Here is a 17,708-nt window from a genome sequence, read left to right on the forward strand (position 1 = left end):
AACATTGCGTTCGGGTGACGCGGACGCGTCGCCCTTGCCCGCTACGCTTTCACAGCGTCAGCTCTACCCGACCAACAATCTGCTTCCGAAGAGCGATTGGCTTATTAGAAGCGGGTTTATGGCTGGGCCTGACGTAGCAGTGAGCGTTCATACTTTTTACAGGGCTCGTCAGGGGGTAGTAATATCCGGTGAACTAGAATATTCGCTACCCCCGCAGTTTCAAGTCCCTATAATGTATTGGCATTTCCATGCAAATCACGAGACAAACTATCGCAAAAGCCCTAATCACGGTTTTTGTATTTAATCTGATCGTGATGGGCGGGGGTGCGATTTATTCCGCACAAGAAGTCCCTCCAATACCTCAGGAGGTAGTCGGTCCTGATGGCGAAACCGTCGCCACGCAATCTCAGGTTCAGGCCGGGAAAATCGCGTTTCAGAAGAACAGTCTGATGAACCACGGGTCAATACTCGGGAATGGCGCATATTATGGGGTCGACTACACCGCCGACACGCTCGACCTGAAAGTCGAGTACATGCGGGACTACTACGCACAGGACCGGTACGATACAGCGTATTCGGGCCTGGAATCGGCTGAGCAGGGGAGTGTCGACCGCCTCGTCCAAGACGACCTCGACGAACAGTTCACCGAAGGGGCAGAGACAATTGAATACTCCGAAGCGGAGATGTACGCCCACGAGCAGGTCCGCGACGAGTACGTCCAACGATACCACGAGGGCGCACTCGACCGCGGCGTCGCCGCCGACTTCATCGGCTCCGAAGAAGAAGCGAGTCAGTTCGCCGACTTCGCCCTCTGGACTGCGTGGATATCCCACACCGACCGACCGGGTGGCGACACGAGCTTCACGAACGAATGGCCGTACAACCCCGCCGCGGGTAACACACCGACTGGTGCGACGATGATATGGAGCGTCATCAGTATGGTCCTGCTCGTCGGTGCCGTCGGCCTCGGCGTCTTCCTCTACAAATCCGTCGAACTCCCGGAACCGAAAATCAAGGGCATCGAAATTCCACCGCCAGACGAAATCAATCTAACTCCAAGTCAACGCGCAGCAACCCGCTTCATCCCGCTCGCAGGGTTATTATTCACCTTACAGGTCTTCTTGGGCGGACTCCTCGCACACTACTACATCGAGCGACACGCGTTCTTCGGGATCGAGGAAGTGTTTGGTATCCATATCGTCGAAGTATTCCCGTTCGCGCTCGCGAAGACCTTCCACCTCGACCTCGGCATCCTCTGGATTGCTGCCTTGTGGCTCGGCGCGGGGCTGTTCCTCCCACCCCTTCTCACTAATCACGAACCCAAGCGACAACGAACCTTCATCCACGTCCTGCTCGGAGCGCTCATCGTCGTTGCAGTCGGGGGTCTCGCCGGCGTCTGGCTCGGGTCCCACGGCTACATCGACGGAGAACTCTGGTGGATCATCGGGAACGAGGGGCTCGAATACCTCGAAGTGGGCCGGCTCTGGCAGGTCGGCCTGCTCGTCGGATTCGTCCTGTGGACTGCCCTCGTGTACCGCGGGTTCAAACCGATGCTCGAACGCGAATCTCGCTTCGGACTCGCCCACATGATCATCTACGCCGGTGGATCCATCGGCCTTCTCTTCTCGGCAGGGATGTTCTATACGCCGGAGACGAACATCGTGATGACGGAGTTCTGGCGCTGGTGGGTCGTCCACATGTGGGTCGAGGGCGCCTTCGAGTTCTTCATCGTCGCCGTCATCGGACTCACGCTCGTCTCGATGGGGCTACTCAGGAAGCGCTCGGCCGAGAAAGCCGTCGCGTTCCAGGCCCTGTTCGTGATGGGGTCGGGCGTCATCGGCGCATCCCATCACTACTGGTGGATCGGCCAGCCCGACATGTGGCTCCCGTTGGGAACGATCTTCTCGACGCTGGAACTCATTCCCCTCATCCTCATCCTGTTCGAGGCGATGGGGCAGTACCGGGCGCTCGCGACGAGCAACGAATCGTTCCCGTACACGCTCCCGTTCATGTTCATCATCGCGAGCGGCTTCTGGAACTTCGTGGGCGCCGGCGTGCTCGGGTTCTTCATCAACCTCCCGATCGTCAACTACTACGAGCACGGAACGTATCTCACCGTTGGACACGCGCACGCCGCGATGTTCGGTGCGTTCGGCCTCCTCGCATTGGGGATGGCCACGTACATGCTCCGCATTTCGACGATCCCGTCACAGTGGACGGAGCGTCGACTTCGCTGGTCGTTCTGGCTCTGGAACGTTGGCCTCGCGGTCATGGTGTTCGTCTCGGTCCTCCCGGTCGGATTCCTCCAGCTCGAGACGGCGTTCACGCAGACCTACGGTGCCGCTCGGAGTCTCGCCTTCTACAACAGCGAGATCATCCAACTCCTGTTCTGGGCGCGGCTCCCGGGTGACACGCTCATCATCATCGGGACGCTCGTGTTCGCCTACGACATGGTGAAAAAGCGGTTTACGCTGCGGGATGTCTCGGATCCGGCGGAGTCCCTGGAGGAGGGGACGATTCCCAACCGGGTGATGGCAGAGGACGACGACTAACGGCCTCCACAGCGTCAATTCCAGTACGCTAATCTTCCGTACGAAATCATCTCTCCGAAGACCGAGATAGAGGATATCGCCGCCGTGGTGGTCCCGTCTTCGCCTACGATTCCCGCTGAGCGCGGACGAACGCTCGCCGCAGGACGGTCAGCAGGACGTACGTCTCGTACTTCTGGTTCCGACAGTGATCGCACGGCTGCATCTCCTTCGTTATCTCCTCGATAGACTCCTCGTACTCCCCCGTAAGCTCGTTCAGCGCCTCTGTAATCTCTGGCTGGATAGCGTCGGTCATCTCCTCGACGGCGGCATCAGCGGTGTCGGGCAAGGAGTACGAGAGGACGATCGTGTTCGCGTGGTAGTACTTCGTCGTGCCGCCACGTCCTTCCTCGAAGCGGACGACGTCTACGAGCCCGGAATCGCGGAGTTCGTTGATGTGGTGCCGAACGGTGTTTTCGGTCCGCTCGATCCCTCGCTCGGTAAGTCGGTCGTGAACCTCGCCTGCCGTCCGTGCCTGGTCGGCCAGTATGTCGAGGATCATCGCTCGCATTGGTTCGTCGATGGCATCCGAGACGCGGGTATCCCTGATCGCGATGTCGTCGAGATGGTGGTCGCCGGCGGAACTGCTCATAATGGGACTGTGAGACACGTGCGGGAAAAGGTAGCGGCGAACACTACTGTCGAACGCTTCGACCGGACGACTGTCCTGCGGTCGGATCGAGTCGAAGCCCTAGACGACCTATTGAACTGTTCCAACGACCTATATCCTTATTCAAACATATCATTTAAAAAATATATATGGCGGTCCGGGTGCTACGTAGAACTGTGATGAACGAGACAACCCAACTCCGTGTGATGGACTTCGACTGCCCGACCTGCGCGAGCACCGTTGAACGCGCCCTATCGAACGTCGACGGCGTCCAGAATGTGGAAGTCCACTACACGACCGGCCGAGTCGAGATCGAGTACGACGACGACGTCGCTGACCCCGACGCCTTCGCACAGGCCATCGAAAACCAGGGCTACACGCCCCAGCCCGCCTAGATCAATGAACGCACAAACGATAACACAGTACTACCGGAAGAACCGGAAAGCCATCGTTACGGCATCCAGCGGCCTGCTCTACGGTGGCGGCTGGAGCCTCGGCCACTTCACCGGCTTCGATACCGCGAGTGCCGGTATTCTCATCCTCGCGGCGATCATCGGCGGCTACGACATCGCCAAAACCGCCTACTACGAGGTCACCAACCGAACGCTCGGCATCAAGACGCTCGTGACCTTGGCGGCCATTGGTGCCATCGTCATCGGCGAATACTGGGAAGCTGCCGCCGTCGTCTTCCTGTTCAGCCTCGGCAGCTACCTAGAAGGCCGGACGATGCGGAAGACCCGGACGGCACTCCAGGAGCTTCTGGAGATGACGCCCGACACGGCGACCATCCGTCGCGACGGAGACCTCCAAGAAGTTCCTGCCCGCGACGTCGAGGAGGGTGAAGTTGTCATCGTGAAACCGGGCGGCAAGATTCCGGTCGATGGGAGCGTCGTCGATGGCGAGAGTGCCGTCAATCAGGCCCCGGTCACCGGCGAGAGCGCGCCCGTTCACAAGGCCGACGGTGACGAAGTCTACGCGGGGACGGTCAACCAGGAAGGCGCACTGGAGGTCCGGACGACGGGTGCGGGCTCGGATACGACGCTCGAGCGCATCATCCGCCGCGTCGAGGAGGCCCAGGAGGCCCAGTCGCCCACGGAGAGTCTCATCGACCGGTTCGCGAAGTACTACACCCCAGCCGTCATCGTGCTCGCAATCGGCGCGTACGCAGTCACGCAGAACGCGATCCTGTCGCTCACCTTGCTGGTCATCGGCTGTCCGGGCGCGCTGGTCATCGGACCGCCGGTCAGTATCGTCTCGGCCATCGGGAACGCCGCCCGGTCGGGCGTCCTGATGAAAGGTGGCGAACACCTCGAACGTGCCGGCAAGATCGACCTCGTTGCCTTCGACAAGACCGGCACCCTCACGAAAGGTGAGACCACCGTCGCCGACGTCGAGGGGTTCGGCGTCGACGACGACGAGGTAATCTCGCTCGCGGCGACTGCCGAGAAGAAAAGCGAACACCACCTCGCCGACGCCATCGTCGACGCAGCACGCGATCGTCCGACCGCCGCAACCGATGGCGGAACTGCGATCGCCCATTCCGATGCCGCGAGCGCCGAACACCGGTCGGTTCCGGATCCGGATGACTTCGACGTGGTCGCCGGCAAGGGTGTCGTCGCCCATACGGACGGCCACGAGGTCGTCGTTGGGAACCGGGCGCTGCTCGACGACCGCAGCATCGACATCCCGGATCACATCGCCGAGTACGTCCGTGGCCGCGAGGAACGCGGTGAGACGGTCGTCCACGTCGTGCGAGACGGCAGCATCATCGGCGTGATCGCGATGCGCGACGAACTTCGAGAGGCCGCTCCTGGCGTCGTAGCGGCGCTTCAAGATGCCGGCATCGAGACGGTGATGCTCACCGGCGACAACGAGCGGACGGCAAGTGCCGTCGCAGGGGAGGTGGGCATCGACGAGTACCGCGCCGAACTCCTTCCCGAGGACAAACAGACCGTCATCGAAGAATACCAGGCCGACGGCCACGTCGTTGCGATGGTCGGCGATGGCATCAACGACGCGCCGTCGCTGGCGACCGCCGACGTCGGTATCGCGATGGGCGCTGCCGGCACGGACACCGCCATCGAGACGGCGGACATGGCGCTGATGGCCGACGACCTGGAACGCATCCCGTACGCGGTCGCACTCAGTAAGGCGACGCGCTGGAACGTCCTCGAGAACGTCGGGCTCGCGGTGCTGACCGTGACCGTCCTGCTCGCTGGCGTGCTCACCAGTTACGTCACGCTCGCCGCCGGGATGCTCGTCCACGAAGCCAGCGTTCTCCTCGTCATCCTCAACGGGATGCGACTGCTCCGACACTAATCACCACAACCAATGACAACAAATTCACCTGCGACTGACGCGACGCACACTAGCACCGACTGGCAGGTCGACTACGACGCCGACCCGATCGAAATCCGCGACCCCGTCGCGGAGGCCCTCGGCGTCCTCACATCAGGCGATCCGTTCGTCGTCACCTACACGGACGCGGTGAAAGAGGCCGGTCACTCCTGTCCGACTGCCTCGGGCGCCTACCGGATCGTCCAGCTCGGGCTCGATGCCCTGTATCCCGACGACTATCCAATCCGAAGCGAAATCGAAGTCCAGGCAGCCGGCCCGCGAGACGATGCTGCGTACGGCGTGATGGGGCGCATCATTTCGTACGTGACTGGCGCGACCGACGACGACGGATTCAGCGGGCTCGCCGGTGGTCACGGGAGCCGTCGTGATCTCCTCGTCTTCGACGCGTTCGACCCGGGCACGCACGAACCGACGTTCCGGTTCCGGCGAACCGATACGGACGAGACTGTTGAAGTGACCTACCACGTCAGCGACGTTCCCGACGGCGGCCCCGCAATCGGGAATCTCCAGCGGATTCTAGAGGGGTCCGCGAGCGAGGAGCAGCGGGCGGCATTCGCCGAGGCCTGGCACCGGCGCGTGCAGGTCGTCCTCAACGACGACTCGCTGTTCACCGTCGAAGCGGTGTGAACACGACAGTGCAGCCCTCGTACGCTATATGAATTCACTGCGGTATACTGTCGATATCTTCGAGCGCCTCGATAGCAACGTCTCCTAACTCTCCAGCCTGATATGAGAATACCGCTCTCGCACCATCTCATCGAAATTATCTACGCTACTGATTCGATGGGGCAATCCGCTCGCTGATCTCGATCGGGCGACAGAACAGGTGACTGTCCGAACGGAAGAACGCCGGTATGGAAAGAAAATGGTCGTCGTCGAGGGGTTCGAAGGTGGCACCGATCTCGACTCACTCGCCTCAGAACTGAAATCTACACTTGGAACTGGTGGCACCGTCAAAGAAGGGCACATCGAACTCCAGGGCGATCACGAGGAACGCGTCCGCGAACTTCTCAAAGCAAACGGATACTCCGTCAGATAAAACAGTACGATTCTTCATATCCTGTAGAACACTCCACTGGTTCCGTCGTTACCGACAGCATCAACTAAACGATTTGGTAGAGGAGCACTCACAGCGTTCGGGGGTCCGGCTCAACGATCGTAGCAAAGGCGACGTTCTGTTGCACCTGTTCGATCTCAACGGTCGGTTCGTCACCGGGCTGCCCCTCCGGAACGATCACGACGTAACCGCGGTCAACCTTCGCGATGCCGTCGCCCTGGTCACCAATCGTCTCAATCGTCACCTCCCGAATCTCACCCTCTTCAACAGGCGGCTCGGGGGGTCCCTGCTCCTGAGTGGTCGGGGAGGTCTCAGACGATCTGTCCGCCGACTGCGTATCGGATCGCACTGTTGTATGCCCGGTTTCGAGAACAGCGATTCGATACGTCTCACCGGGTTGAATACCGTCGTGACGTATCTCACTCGCTGGAATCTCGAATGTGTAGCCCCCGTCGTCGGACTCAATATTCGCAGTAGATACCAAGCGAAGTGTATCAGGGATGTCGACCATCACGAGAAGATTCAGTATCCGACGCAAATAATCGTTCCTCACGCCGTCAGTCGGGCGCGTAAGCATCCTCAATATAGTCACGAAGGTCCTCGGGCGTCGTCCACGTGTACGCACGATCCACCCGCTCCATCGAGAGGAGATAGTGTGCGAACATCCCGTCGTAGGCCGCGTACTGTTCCTCCTCAGTCTCGTACGTTCGATAGAAGGCTCGCGTTCGCTCCCGATAGGTCGGCTGATCGATGTAGCCCGCTTCCCACGCGTGCCCGCCCTGGGAGTGTTCGTACACCCCGACGATATGGTCCGCGTAGCTGACCAGCAGCTTGAATTTCGACGTGAAGAACTCCGAGACGTCCAGAATATCGTCCATCAGGAACGCGTCGACCCCGTCATCAGAGTTCGAGGCTGCAGCATCACTCGCGAGTTGGTCGCGAACAGCCTCCAATCGTGGCCGCTGCTCCTCCCCGTAGGAACCGAGAACGAAGTAGGACGTGTTGTTGATGAACCGTCCGAGGTCCTCGTGCATCGCGGTCTGGATCGCCTCGACCCGCTCGGGTGTGAGCGCCTCACCGGGCTGGTCGCCCAATTTGTCGATGACGGCACGGGTAGCGTCGTCGTTGGTCATACTGGGTAGGATTCACCACCGCCACCTAACGGTACGGAAATACGACCGGAAGTGGAATGCCCCAGCACTCTAGATACCACTTCGGTTTTCACCGAAATGGTTATCCGGCCGGGGGACAAACACCCATACATAATGTCCCGGCCTGACGCCACCCCGCTCACGCCAGCCGAGAACGCGACCGGCCTCGACCCGATCGCAGCGTTGGGTACCCTCGACGACACGACCCGCGCGAATATCATCGGGACGATCGTCGGTCATCCGAAAGGGGCGCCCTCGAAGAAAGAACTCGAATACTACAATCCGAGCGTCGCAGCGTCGACACTCACCGACCACCTCATCCGGTTGGAGGAGGTGGGACTGATCGAGGTCGTCGAACGGGACCGCAAGGGGCTCGAACGGGGGCTTCCCTACCGATTCTTTCAGCTTACCGACGCCGCCCGCGAGCTGTTCGACCAAAACAACCTCTTCGAGCCCGGCGCATACCGAGAGCTGTTCGCCGAAGTCGAGAAAACAGACGAGATCAAAGCCGCCGAAGCCGTCGACCGTCCAGATGAACGGAACTGAAATAGACCGCGGAGCGTGCGTTTTGCTGAACGGAGAGCTCGACATTCGAGATATTCTGGAAATGTAACCAGCGCAAAGCCCACAATGGAGATCAGTCTCGATTTCGATTCAGAACAGATGAATCGTAACAGAAGGCACGCATCAATTCCATCCTCCGAGGCTGTGCGCTGCCCACTATTTCGGCATAGCAAAGCACAGTTCAACTCCGAATTAGAGACGGTGGGGAGGCTTAGAAACGACTGGTACAACAATCGAGAAAGAGAATGTCTGGAGAGGTGCTAAGAGATGGTTGACAAACGAATTTCCCTCACGTTTTCGGTAAGGAGGCTCTGTTAAAACCCTCATCCTGTCTTGCGGTTTTGTCTGACAGAGAGTTTCAGCCGCTTTGCTCGTGAACAGTTCGGGGGGCACTTCTTTTGAATGTCATCGACGAAGGGTTTCAACAAGGCCCCCGCAGTTAGTCATTTGAGGATATCACGTATCTACCCTCTTTTCGTGGGTCACAGAGTACTCATCAGCCATCGAAAGGATGCTGAAACCGAAGTACGAGTTCGCAATTTCCTGCAAGGCTAATATGTCGGAGTCGCCAGAAAGGACGGTGTTGACGCTGTTCTCCTTGATCACCTGTGTAGCATCAACGATGATCGATAAATCGGGTTCACAGGGGGTTTTCTCCGGGAATTCTTTCCATTTCTGCTTGTCCTCATCAGCAACGTGATACTTGGAATCATAGACTTCAACTTGCTCCGCCAAGTTCTGTTTCATCACGTCTGAAGCGCGGAGGATCTTGTCGATCAGTTCCGAGGCGAACTCGTTGACGTACTGCCGGGTGATTGCTTTGTCAGCGAATTCTTTCTCAAACTCGCCGCGTATCTGGGGCTCTGCCTGTTCTCGTATCTCGAATTTGTTGATGAACTCTTGAACCACATTCTCCAGCGTCAATTCTTCATCCGACATTCTTCGGACCGTGCCACGATACTCTCGGTAGGGTTTTGACAAGCGCTTTCGTATCCTGCCAACCAGTCCTTGATCATGTGACCAATCAATGTCCAATTCACTAGGGTTGGCCGGTGGCTGGCGGAAGGGACGTGGACTACAACAGTATTCGTAGACGACGAGATCGCTCGCGTGGATCTCGTGCCCGTTATCGTACGATAGTCGAGCTTCTCGGAACCAGCGGTCGCTGTAAAATGTTAATCCCAGCAGGACATTAGTATCTACGAAGAGTTCGCGTTTCATGAGTATCTCCTATAGGGATTCCAAAACAGGTTCGATTACGGCGTCTGTCGTAGCGGTGAGCTCGTCGTTACTTTCGTCGAAGCGGTCATCGAGTCCATCTCGTTCTAACCTTCGTAACAGACTTCGACGTTCTTTGAGTTCTGCTTCAAACGATGTGATCCCGAGGGCTTGCAACACTTCGTCTTCCGTCATATTGTACCGGTGTTTCTGTGCCACGCTGAGTGTGAAAATACCCCAGAATACCGTATTCACATCATGTAATCGGTCTACGTTCTGTAACCCCATGTCGAGTTCGCGGATCATCGAGAAGTACCATGTCGAAATGTCGGTTTCGTGTTGAGGGAACTCCGAAACAGGGAATGAGTCGTATACTCGCTCGATCTTGTCCTCAATTTCTTCGCGGATCGGCGTATTATCGAAGAAGGGGTTGTAGTTGTCCTGAAGCCTGCTGATTTGTTTATCCAGTTCTCTCCAGTGACGGAATACTTCGTATGGGGCGTCCTTGTAGGTGAGATCGGTGATTTCCTTGAGAGACGAACTGTAGTACTTTTTAAGCACCATTTCGGCAACATTGTTCACCGTTTCTTCCTCATCAGAATCCAAGCTAGGGGAAGACGGTTCTGAAGTACTCGATGTGGGCTGTTGGGTCAATACACCATACCTGTACCAAAAGTACGGGATTGAGAGATCTACTCCACGGTCTTGTGAGTGCTTATAGACCAGGTAAGAGAGTTTGTGAATGGCCTTGTCGGGTAAGTCCTCGTAGATGTGGTTCTCTTCCAGGAATTCCCTGATGAGACTCAATTGGCCATTTCTCATAAAAGAGCCTTCTAACTACCCACATTTAATGGTATGGGGAAACCCGCATGGTAGGTGACCTGCAAGTTTTAAGACTTAACACTGGTTCTACTGGCTTGTGCCGGTTCGTCAAGGAAACAGACGGGAGACCTCATCTCAGAAGGGAAGTGACTACAGCGACGCCGTTATTGAGTTTCAGAACCACCGCGGGTACTTCCTTGACACACGAGCCGAAGATTCAGGCGAAGCCGAAGATTTAGTGTTCATCCCCAAAGCAGGCAATCGGTCTAAAGTGGTGGCAGAGGTGAAGTACCGCTCGTCGGAAAAGAGCGGGCTAAGCCCAAACGATTACGTTGAGGAGTTCGCCAAACGGTTCTATCAATGGTCGGAAGGCGCGTACCGTGGGTACGAATTTAATCTATTCGCATCAAAATCAGCGAACGAGCAGCTGTGGCTGGACTTATTTAAGCGCTTGAAGGACGACGCAGTGAAGTCGTTTTTCGAGAAGATGAAGGAGGAGTCTGAAGGGGCGTACCAGTCATTTCTGGATAAGCACGATTCCAGTCGGTTCAAACGATTCTTGGAGAACTCTTACATCTGGATCGACTACGAAATCGGCGATTTTGAGAGAATCATTAGCCGGAACGAAGAGACTGGTGAGTACAGATACGACCCATACGCGATCAACTACGCGCCGGTTCGTGAATCGGGGATTCATAAATCGAACCTGCTCCAAGTCGTTGAATTGCCGCCTGAACTCTACAGAGTGCCTGCAGCGGATGGAGTAACTACGAAGAAATTCTACTCACACGACCCGCACGATGTTCTACCCATTCATTACCATAACAACGAGATCTACAGCCTCGTGCATCCGGACGAGTTTGATGAAGAAACAAGCAATATGTGCTCTGAGGGCTCGTTCGAGGCGACATCACTCAGAGAATTTGCGGTGAGAAACCCTTCAGAGACAGAGGTCAACATTTCGAAGGTATTGGTTCGAGGTATCGTGACAACTATCGCTAATCGAATAGGTGCCGAGGTAAACCGGGAAAGACGCGACACTCGCGTGTACATGAGACACGAAGATGAAGACCTCAAAGTCAATGGAAAGTGGGTGACGCAACAGCTTGATACAGGGGAGGTTCGGCACCGTTCAGTCACCGTCTTTGTGAAATTCTTCACTGAGCACTACTATCTCGGCCTCTACCCGACAACGGAATTCACCAAAGATGGTCAAGAGTTAGTTTCTGGACACCGCAAGAAGTACCTCTCAGATCGGTTCAACCCGGGGAATTTCCCACAGAACAATCGAAAGAGCAGCACCGTCGAAATCTGGTTATCAGAGCTGGCCTTGGAACAATCTCTAACCCGATTCAAACTGCCGAGCAACCTCCAGACAGTACAAATCCAGCGGGTTGAGGATCTCATTCTAGAGGGCGTTCGACCGCCGGAATCAGGTGATGAGCGAAATCAACTCGTTGAAAATCAGTTGAAGGGGGCAATCAATCCGGAGGATACAGAATGACAGAGCAAGGTACCTTTGAGATCACTCGTCTGGAGGAGCCAGAGATCCATTTCAACGGAGGCTCGGACGTTTCTCCGAAGCGTGGGTTGATGGAATACGGACCTCGATTAAAGAATAACGAACATCAAGCAATCAACGTAGCTGCCATCGGTGATGCCGAATCTATTCGATTGCTTGACGACCTATTCCTTGATTGGAGCACTGTCATTCACCCCGATTTAGACGACGATAAGATCCGTCCTTGGCGTATCCCATTTCCTGGGTTGAATTCTCGATCCAACCTGAACACATCAATCGCCTTTCCTGAGCGGTGGCGTTACCGTATTCTGAAGGGCGAGATCCGGTCGGTGCAGGCACATAATACGAAGGAAGGGAAGTTCCAAGAGTTCCTGAGTTTAGTTCGAGAGGAGATCGATTGGTTATCGGATGATGACCCGACACCCGACGTCATCGTTGTGTGCATTCCAGACGGAATCATGGAGGAATTACGAGACGGCAAACACGGTGACGTGATTGTTGGTGGGAAAAACCTCCATAGCCAAATCAAGATCGCCGGGATGGAGAATAGCATCCCGACACAACTGATCAAGCCAGAGACGTTGAATACAACGTCTCCGCAGGACAGAGCGACGAAAGCATGGAATCTCAGTCTCGGATTGCTCTACAAGGCGCAACGAGGGCACCCGTGGAAAACTAAGAAGATGGACCACGGTACCTGCTATGCTGGGCTCTCGTTTTACCGTGACAAGGATGGAGATGGGAACGTTGTTCGTGCGGCATTAGCGCACGTGTTCGCCAGGAAAGATTATAACATCATCCAGAGCGAGCCATTGAAAGACATCTCAGAGGACGAAAACGGGCAACCACACGTCTCGAAAAAGGGAGCTGAGAACATCGCTGAACAGATTGTCAACTACTACAAAAAACGGAACCGCGGCTCGGTTCCTGAGCGGATAGTCATTCACAAGTCCTCTCCGTTTTGGGACGAGGAACGCGAAGGCGTCCAGGCCGGTGCGGAAGAGGTCAGATTGCACGATTATGTTCACATCAGAACCCGTGGGACGGGAGTGAGATTATTCCCGGACGGTGACTTCCCGCCACTTCGAGGAACGTTGCTTTCCGTTCCTGACGACGACGTCCACTACCTCTACACCACGGGGTATGTCCCAGAGGTGGCGACCTATGAAGGGAGTAACATTCCTGAACCGATTGAAATCAGACCAGATATCCAAACCGAGAGCGACTATAAAACACTCTGCGAAGAAATCCTCTTCCTGACGAAGTTAGATTGGAATACATCCGATTTCGCCGTCAAGGAACCGATCACTCTCAAGGTTCCGCGGAAAGTTAGCAACGTAATCTCTGAACAAGGGATTGACCCTGTTGAAGCCGACAAGCAATATTACTACTATATGTAAATTCGTCAAACAATAACAGAATCAATATAGACGTTACTGTTCGTGATAGATGGTCACCTGCTTCTGGAGATGTTCGAACACATCTTCAGCGATACCAACGTCAGAGGCACCTGTGACAACTACCTTTCCGTTAGCAAATACCAAAAGGACAGCTGGGTAATCAGCAGGCCGATAGATGAGACCCGGGAATTGTTCAGGCTCATATTCGACCGATTCCAGACCTAACGCGATAGAGAGCGTATTCAAATCTACCGGATTATCCAGCTGGGCCGTACAGACCACGTTCTGTACCGTGAATCCTGTTTCAGTCTCTGCATCTACGATGTCCAACTCGGACAGTGTTGTGAGGAACGCGTCGTTCGTTTCGTACAACTGTTCGAACGTAGAGCACCCACTGATGATGTATTTCCCACTCCGATAAACCGTGATGAGCGGACCACCCTCAACAAGCCGAAGATAGAGACCATGGTAGTTCGAAGGGTCGTATTCGGTGTATGGCAGATCCAAATCGGACTCGACCTCGGCGACGTCGAGTTCCACACCCAAATCTCCCGACCCGACAGCGTTCGCAACAGATATCATTCGTCCTTTGCCTCTGTAGGAGAGACGACGTACGCCGCTGTTACTAATTCCGGTTCTTGGGGAGTAACGTGCTTCTCTTCCTCAAGCCTGGATAGCTCCTCTTCACGTTCTCGTCGTAGACTCTCGAGCTTCTGCTTCGCGTTCCCAATCGGCGCGGACATATCCGCACCCTGCTCAGCCCGCTGTTGGTACTGCTCTAACCGCTCCTCCCACTCTTCGATTTGCTCTTCGAAGTATCGCTCAGCGTGCTCACGTTTGATTTCGATCTCCCGTTCTCGTTCGGTTCGGGCCTCTTCAGCAAACGACTCAACGTGCGTCCACGCCTCCATCTCTGCGGCCTCGTAGAGGTCCTCAGCCATACTCGAGAGCCGATCAACCTCGTGCGACAACGAGACGTCACTGGGAGCGACCGTCTTCGAGAGTTGAGGAACATCCGTCGTTACACTGCCATCCGGGCCAGCGTAGAGGCGAACGAACTTCTCAGTCACCACGTCGCCGGCACCGGAGACGTAGCCAAGTCGGTAATTGAACAGGATTCCAGGCGTTCGAGACGCCGTCGCAGCGACCTTCGTCGCAATTTCACCCTGGATCCGGTCGCTGTCCAAGCAGAATTCGATGAGCGACTCGACGAGAGGATGGTCAAGCGAGATGAACTCAACATCATCCGCCTCCATCGCGATATCCTTGGTGAACGTGGCGCGTGGGTACTGTCGTGCCACCTGATTTCCACTCAGGACCTCAGGGACATCCAACTGGAACACGTCCCCTTCCATCCTGGCCGGCCCCGGTCGAACGCCCTTGATAGAGCCGCCGAATTCGTCGAAGAACACTCGCACGAGCGTCTCGATATCGTCCTCGGACACCTCGCCGTGTTGACTGCGTTCGATCACGTCGAGAATCTCATCGTCTTCGCCGGAGAGGTCGAAGCGGTCGCGAATCAGGAACTCGTTTTCGACGGTCTGAATCGCTTCGCGTTTCTCCTCGATGGTCGCCTCGATATCGGCGACGACACGTTCAGTCGGCTCCCCTTCAGCGATAGCCGCCATTATCGTCTCGTCCAAGTCGACGTCCTCGAGGACGCGACCGAGGACATCAGAGCGCATCCCGAGGTCCGACTCGATCTGGTTCGTCTTCTCGATGAGCAGGTTGAGGATCTCGCTCTCGCGGGTATCGGCGAAGAAGAGATTCCGAATCTCGACCGTGTGCTCCTGGCCGTAGCGGTGGAGCCGCCCCATCCGCTGGTCGATCCTGATGGGATTCCACGGGAGGTCGTAGTTCACCATAATGTGGGCGAACTGGAGGTTGAGCCCCTCCTGGGCGGCGTCGGTCGCGAGCATCAGGTTGGCTTCCTCCTCGAATTTGCTCATCTCTTCCCGTCGACGGGACTGCTCGAGGTCGCCGTACACCTGGGCGACGTCGTGGTCAGCGAAGACCTCGTCACGTAGATACTCCAGCGTGTCCGTGTATTCGGTGAAGATCAGGATTTTCTCGTCGGGGTCCTCTGAGAGAATGCGGTCGACGAACTGCCGGAGCAATCGGGCTTTCGAGTCCGTCTCGATGTTCTTGGCCTGCTGCCAGAGCTGTTTCACGCGGTCCAGCTCCTGCTGGACTTGCGACTGATTGAGCGTAATCGTGACCGTCTCAAGCGCCTCCTCGACCCGAGCGCGTTCTGCGTCGGTCAGCGTTTCGGGTTCGGTGCTATACCGCGGAATGAGGTCCTGAACCTCGTCGGAGAGATCTTCGGCAACGGCGTCGTTCTGAATCGCCCGCATCCGGTTTTCGAGGGACTTCCGGATCGCGTAGATACTCGAAACCAGCCGCTTCTGGTAGATGACCATCGTGAACCCCGCCGCTTGGTTCTCCTCCTCCTGGGCGAGGTTGTAGTACTCGCGGATGTACTCGGTAACGTCGTCGTACAGTTTCCGCTCCTCGCGAGTCATCTCGACCGGGAGTGCCTCGATGTTCTTCTCGGGAAACATTCGGGTCCCGTCGGTCTCGTACATATCATCCTTCAGCCGGCGGATCATCAGGTCCTCAAGCGCCTCGGGGCTGATCTGCGACTCGTGGCTGAAGCGATACGGGTCGAGCAGGCTCACGAGGAAGTAGAACTGGTCTGATTTCCCCTTGTGCGGGGTCCCGGTGAGCAGCAGCAGTGCATCAGAGTTGTCGGCGACGGCCGCACCGACCTGATACCGCTGTGTCCGCTCGATTGAGTCGTCGCTCGACCGCCGAGCCGTGAGGTGATGAGCCTCGTCGAAGACCGCGACATCCCACTCCTCGTCGAGATTCTGGAGGGCATCGAGGACAGAGACGCGGTCTGACTCAGGGTCGTCGGTGGTCTGCTTCGCGAAGTCGACGGAGGTGATGATGAGGTCCTCCTGTTTCCAGACGTTCTGGTTGGGGTGGGACTTCCGGTGTGTACGAACCGTCTCCCGGTCGTAGATGACGAAGTTGCGGTCGAACTTCTCGCGCATCTCCTCCTGCCACTGGACAGTCAGCGGCGCCGGCGCGACGATGAGCACCCGGTTGGCCCGGTCGCGTGCGATGAGCTCCTCAATGACGATGCCGGCTTCGATGGTCTTCCCGAGGCCGACCTCGTCGCCGATGAGGTAGCGGTGGTCGTAGGAGTTGAGGATCTCGTAGGCGGCCTGTACCTGGTACGGTTCGATCTCGATGCGGTTGCTGGTCAGCGAGAGGAATCGATCGTACTTGTAGGCGAGATCCAGCCGGATCGCCCGCTCTCAAAGGTCGTAGTGGAGTGGGGCGTCGGACTGGCCTGCTGCGAGGCGATCGACGAGCGAGTCGAGTTTCTCGATGTGAGGGAGGCCGCTGGGGAGTTTGCGGAGCTGGCCCTCCGAGGTGTAGACGTGGAGGAGATGCCCACCGTTGGGCCGTTGCTCGATTTTCGTGATTTCTCCACGCCCGCCGGCGAACTTGACGTAGTCGCCAATCTCGAAGTTATTCATAGTAAACTACCGATTCGACGGTTCCCCCATCAGCCAAGCCGTAGAGGGTGTGCTTCTTAACCAGAAATTCATCGAGATAATCGAGGTACTCATTGATGGTACGGGTGAATATATTCTTGTGACGATTGTCGATAAACGGGGATACATTCTACAGTATGATGAAAGAAGAGTCATTTCACATTCCAACCCCCTCGAGCAGGGTTATTACCGACTCAATTGTGTCTGCTGCGAGTGATTCGTTTGTTACACCTGTTATGACCACTTTTCCAGTCGCAAAAACCAGGGCAACTGAATCAATGGAGGGAGGACGAAAAATAAGACCAGGGAACTGCTCGGGCTCGTACTCAACATTTTCTAGTCCGGCGTGGATAGCTAATGCCGACAAATTAATACTGTTTTCAAGGTCGCATGTAAATACCATATTCTTGATGGAAAAATGTAGATCTTCTTGACTGCTTGTAACGCCCATCCCTTCAAGTAAATCAAGAACATTTGAGCGTGTGTTTTGTAGCCCATCTTTCGATGTTGCACCACTGATAATATACTTTCCAGTTCGTGCTACAACAACGGTTGGGCCTTCGTCTTTAAATTTGAAATATAGTCCTGGGCCTTTGATATAGACAATTTCAAGCGGCAAATCATCAGCTAATCTACGGAGGTCTATTTCAACGTCAAGTCCCCCAGAACCTACTATATTAACAACTTCTAATTTATTATTCATATTTGTCTAACTGTCTTGTCGGGGAAGGCCACGGGGGATTTGCGAAGCTGTCCCTCTGTAGTGGAGACATAAGGAGGTGACCGCCGTTCAGTTGTTCTTCGATCTTCGTGACTTCTCTATGTCTACCAGCGAATTTGACGCAATCATTG

At 56.0% G+C, this 17,708-nt stretch carries 15 protein-coding genes and 1 pseudogene; 8 read left to right on the plus strand and 8 right to left on the minus strand.

Annotated elements, in window-relative coordinates:
* The first annotated feature begins 248 nt into the window (after positions 1–248).
* The gene (locus BLU74_RS17945; RefSeq protein WP_089769842.1) at positions 249–2,552 is read left to right on the plus strand and encodes a nitric-oxide reductase large subunit; all 2,304 of its coding nucleotides are present in this window, start codon (positions 249–251) and stop codon (positions 2,550–2,552) included.
* A 103-nt stretch (positions 2,553–2,655) separates the two neighbouring features.
* On the opposite strand, the gene BLU74_RS17950 is transcribed toward BLU74_RS17945, so the two are convergent.
* Positions 2,656–3,180: an ArsR/SmtB family transcription factor gene (locus BLU74_RS17950; RefSeq protein WP_089769844.1), complete on the minus strand. Its 525-nt coding sequence runs from the start codon at positions 3,178–3,180 to the stop codon at positions 2,656–2,658.
* Between the two features lie 197 nt (positions 3,181–3,377).
* Between BLU74_RS17950 and BLU74_RS17955 the strand changes: the two genes are divergently transcribed.
* The 4 genes from BLU74_RS17955 to BLU74_RS17970 all read left to right on the plus strand — a co-directional run bounded on the left by BLU74_RS17955 (position 3,378) and on the right by BLU74_RS17970 (position 6,595).
* Entirely contained in the window at positions 3,378–3,593 is a 216-nt protein-coding gene (locus BLU74_RS17955) for a heavy-metal-associated domain-containing protein (RefSeq protein ID WP_089769846.1), read from the plus strand.
* A gap of 4 nt (positions 3,594–3,597) precedes the next feature.
* On the plus strand, positions 3,598–5,517 hold the full coding sequence (locus BLU74_RS17960) for a heavy metal translocating P-type ATPase (protein WP_089769848.1): 1,920 nt from the start codon (positions 3,598–3,600) through the stop codon (positions 5,515–5,517).
* A 12-nt stretch (positions 5,518–5,529) separates the two neighbouring features.
* A complete protein-coding gene (locus BLU74_RS17965) occupies positions 5,530–6,183 on the plus strand; it encodes a hypothetical protein (protein WP_089769851.1) in 654 nt (217 codons plus the stop codon).
* A gap of 199 nt (positions 6,184–6,382) precedes the next feature.
* Positions 6,383–6,595 (plus strand): SUI1 family translation initiation factor, encoded by a 213-nt coding sequence (locus BLU74_RS17970; protein WP_235853656.1) that lies wholly within the window; start codon positions 6,383–6,385, stop codon positions 6,593–6,595.
* 88 nt (positions 6,596–6,683) lie between these two features.
* On the opposite strand, the gene BLU74_RS17975 is transcribed toward BLU74_RS17970, so the two are convergent.
* Positions 6,684–7,124 (minus strand): TRAM domain-containing protein, encoded by a 441-nt coding sequence (locus BLU74_RS17975; RefSeq protein WP_089769890.1) that lies wholly within the window; start codon positions 7,122–7,124, stop codon positions 6,684–6,686.
* 46 nt (positions 7,125–7,170) lie between these two features.
* Entirely contained in the window at positions 7,171–7,746 is a 576-nt protein-coding gene (locus BLU74_RS17980) for a DUF8170 family protein (RefSeq protein ID WP_089769853.1), read from the minus strand.
* A gap of 132 nt (positions 7,747–7,878) precedes the next feature.
* On the opposite strand from BLU74_RS17980, the gene BLU74_RS17985 reads away from it, so the two are divergent.
* Positions 7,879–8,310 (plus strand): helix-turn-helix domain-containing protein, encoded by a 432-nt coding sequence (locus BLU74_RS17985; RefSeq protein ID WP_089769855.1) that lies wholly within the window; start codon positions 7,879–7,881, stop codon positions 8,308–8,310.
* A gap of 474 nt (positions 8,311–8,784) precedes the next feature.
* Here the strand turns inward: BLU74_RS17985 and BLU74_RS17990 are convergent, their stop codons facing one another.
* Together BLU74_RS17990 and BLU74_RS17995 are read right to left on the minus strand one after the other, a co-directional pair.
* A complete protein-coding gene (locus BLU74_RS17990) occupies positions 8,785–9,267 on the minus strand; it encodes a hypothetical protein (protein ID WP_089769857.1) in 483 nt (160 codons plus the stop codon).
* A 291-nt stretch (positions 9,268–9,558) separates the two neighbouring features.
* Complete coding sequence (locus BLU74_RS17995; protein WP_089769859.1) at positions 9,559–10,368, minus strand: hypothetical protein; 810 nt, start codon at positions 10,366–10,368, stop codon at positions 9,559–9,561.
* Positions 10,369–10,465: 97 nt separating this feature from the next.
* On the opposite strand from BLU74_RS17995, the gene BLU74_RS18000 reads away from it, so the two are divergent.
* Both BLU74_RS18000 and BLU74_RS18005 read left to right on the plus strand, forming a co-directional pair.
* Positions 10,466–11,872: a hypothetical protein gene (locus BLU74_RS18000; RefSeq protein WP_139175895.1), complete on the plus strand. Its 1,407-nt coding sequence runs from the start codon at positions 10,466–10,468 to the stop codon at positions 11,870–11,872.
* A complete protein-coding gene (locus BLU74_RS18005) occupies positions 11,869–13,290 on the plus strand; it encodes an argonaute/piwi family protein (RefSeq protein WP_245705835.1) in 1,422 nt (473 codons plus the stop codon). Before BLU74_RS18000 ends, BLU74_RS18005 begins: the two co-directional genes overlap by 4 nt.
* 33 nt (positions 13,291–13,323) lie before the next feature.
* Here BLU74_RS18005 and BLU74_RS18010 read toward each other — a convergent pair whose 3' ends face one another.
* The 3 genes and pseudogenes from BLU74_RS18010 to BLU74_RS18020 all read right to left on the minus strand — a co-directional run bounded on the left by BLU74_RS18010 (position 13,324) and on the right by BLU74_RS18020 (position 17,559).
* Entirely contained in the window at positions 13,324–13,872 is a 549-nt protein-coding gene (locus BLU74_RS18010; RefSeq protein WP_089769863.1) for a TATA-box-binding protein, read from the minus strand.
* A pseudogene (locus BLU74_RS18015) lies at positions 13,869–16,838 on the minus strand (helicase-related protein). Before BLU74_RS18015 ends, BLU74_RS18010 begins: the two are co-directional and overlap by 4 nt.
* A 175-nt stretch (positions 16,839–17,013) precedes the next feature.
* Positions 17,014–17,559, minus strand: coding sequence for a TATA-box-binding protein (locus BLU74_RS18020; RefSeq protein ID WP_089769865.1), 546 nt, complete (start codon positions 17,557–17,559; stop codon positions 17,014–17,016).
* Between the last annotated feature and the right edge of the window lie 149 nt (positions 17,560–17,708).

The organism is Halobellus clavatus (assembly GCF_900107195.1).
Lineage (GTDB): Archaea > Halobacteriota > Halobacteria > Halobacteriales > Haloferacaceae > Haloquadratum > Haloquadratum clavatum.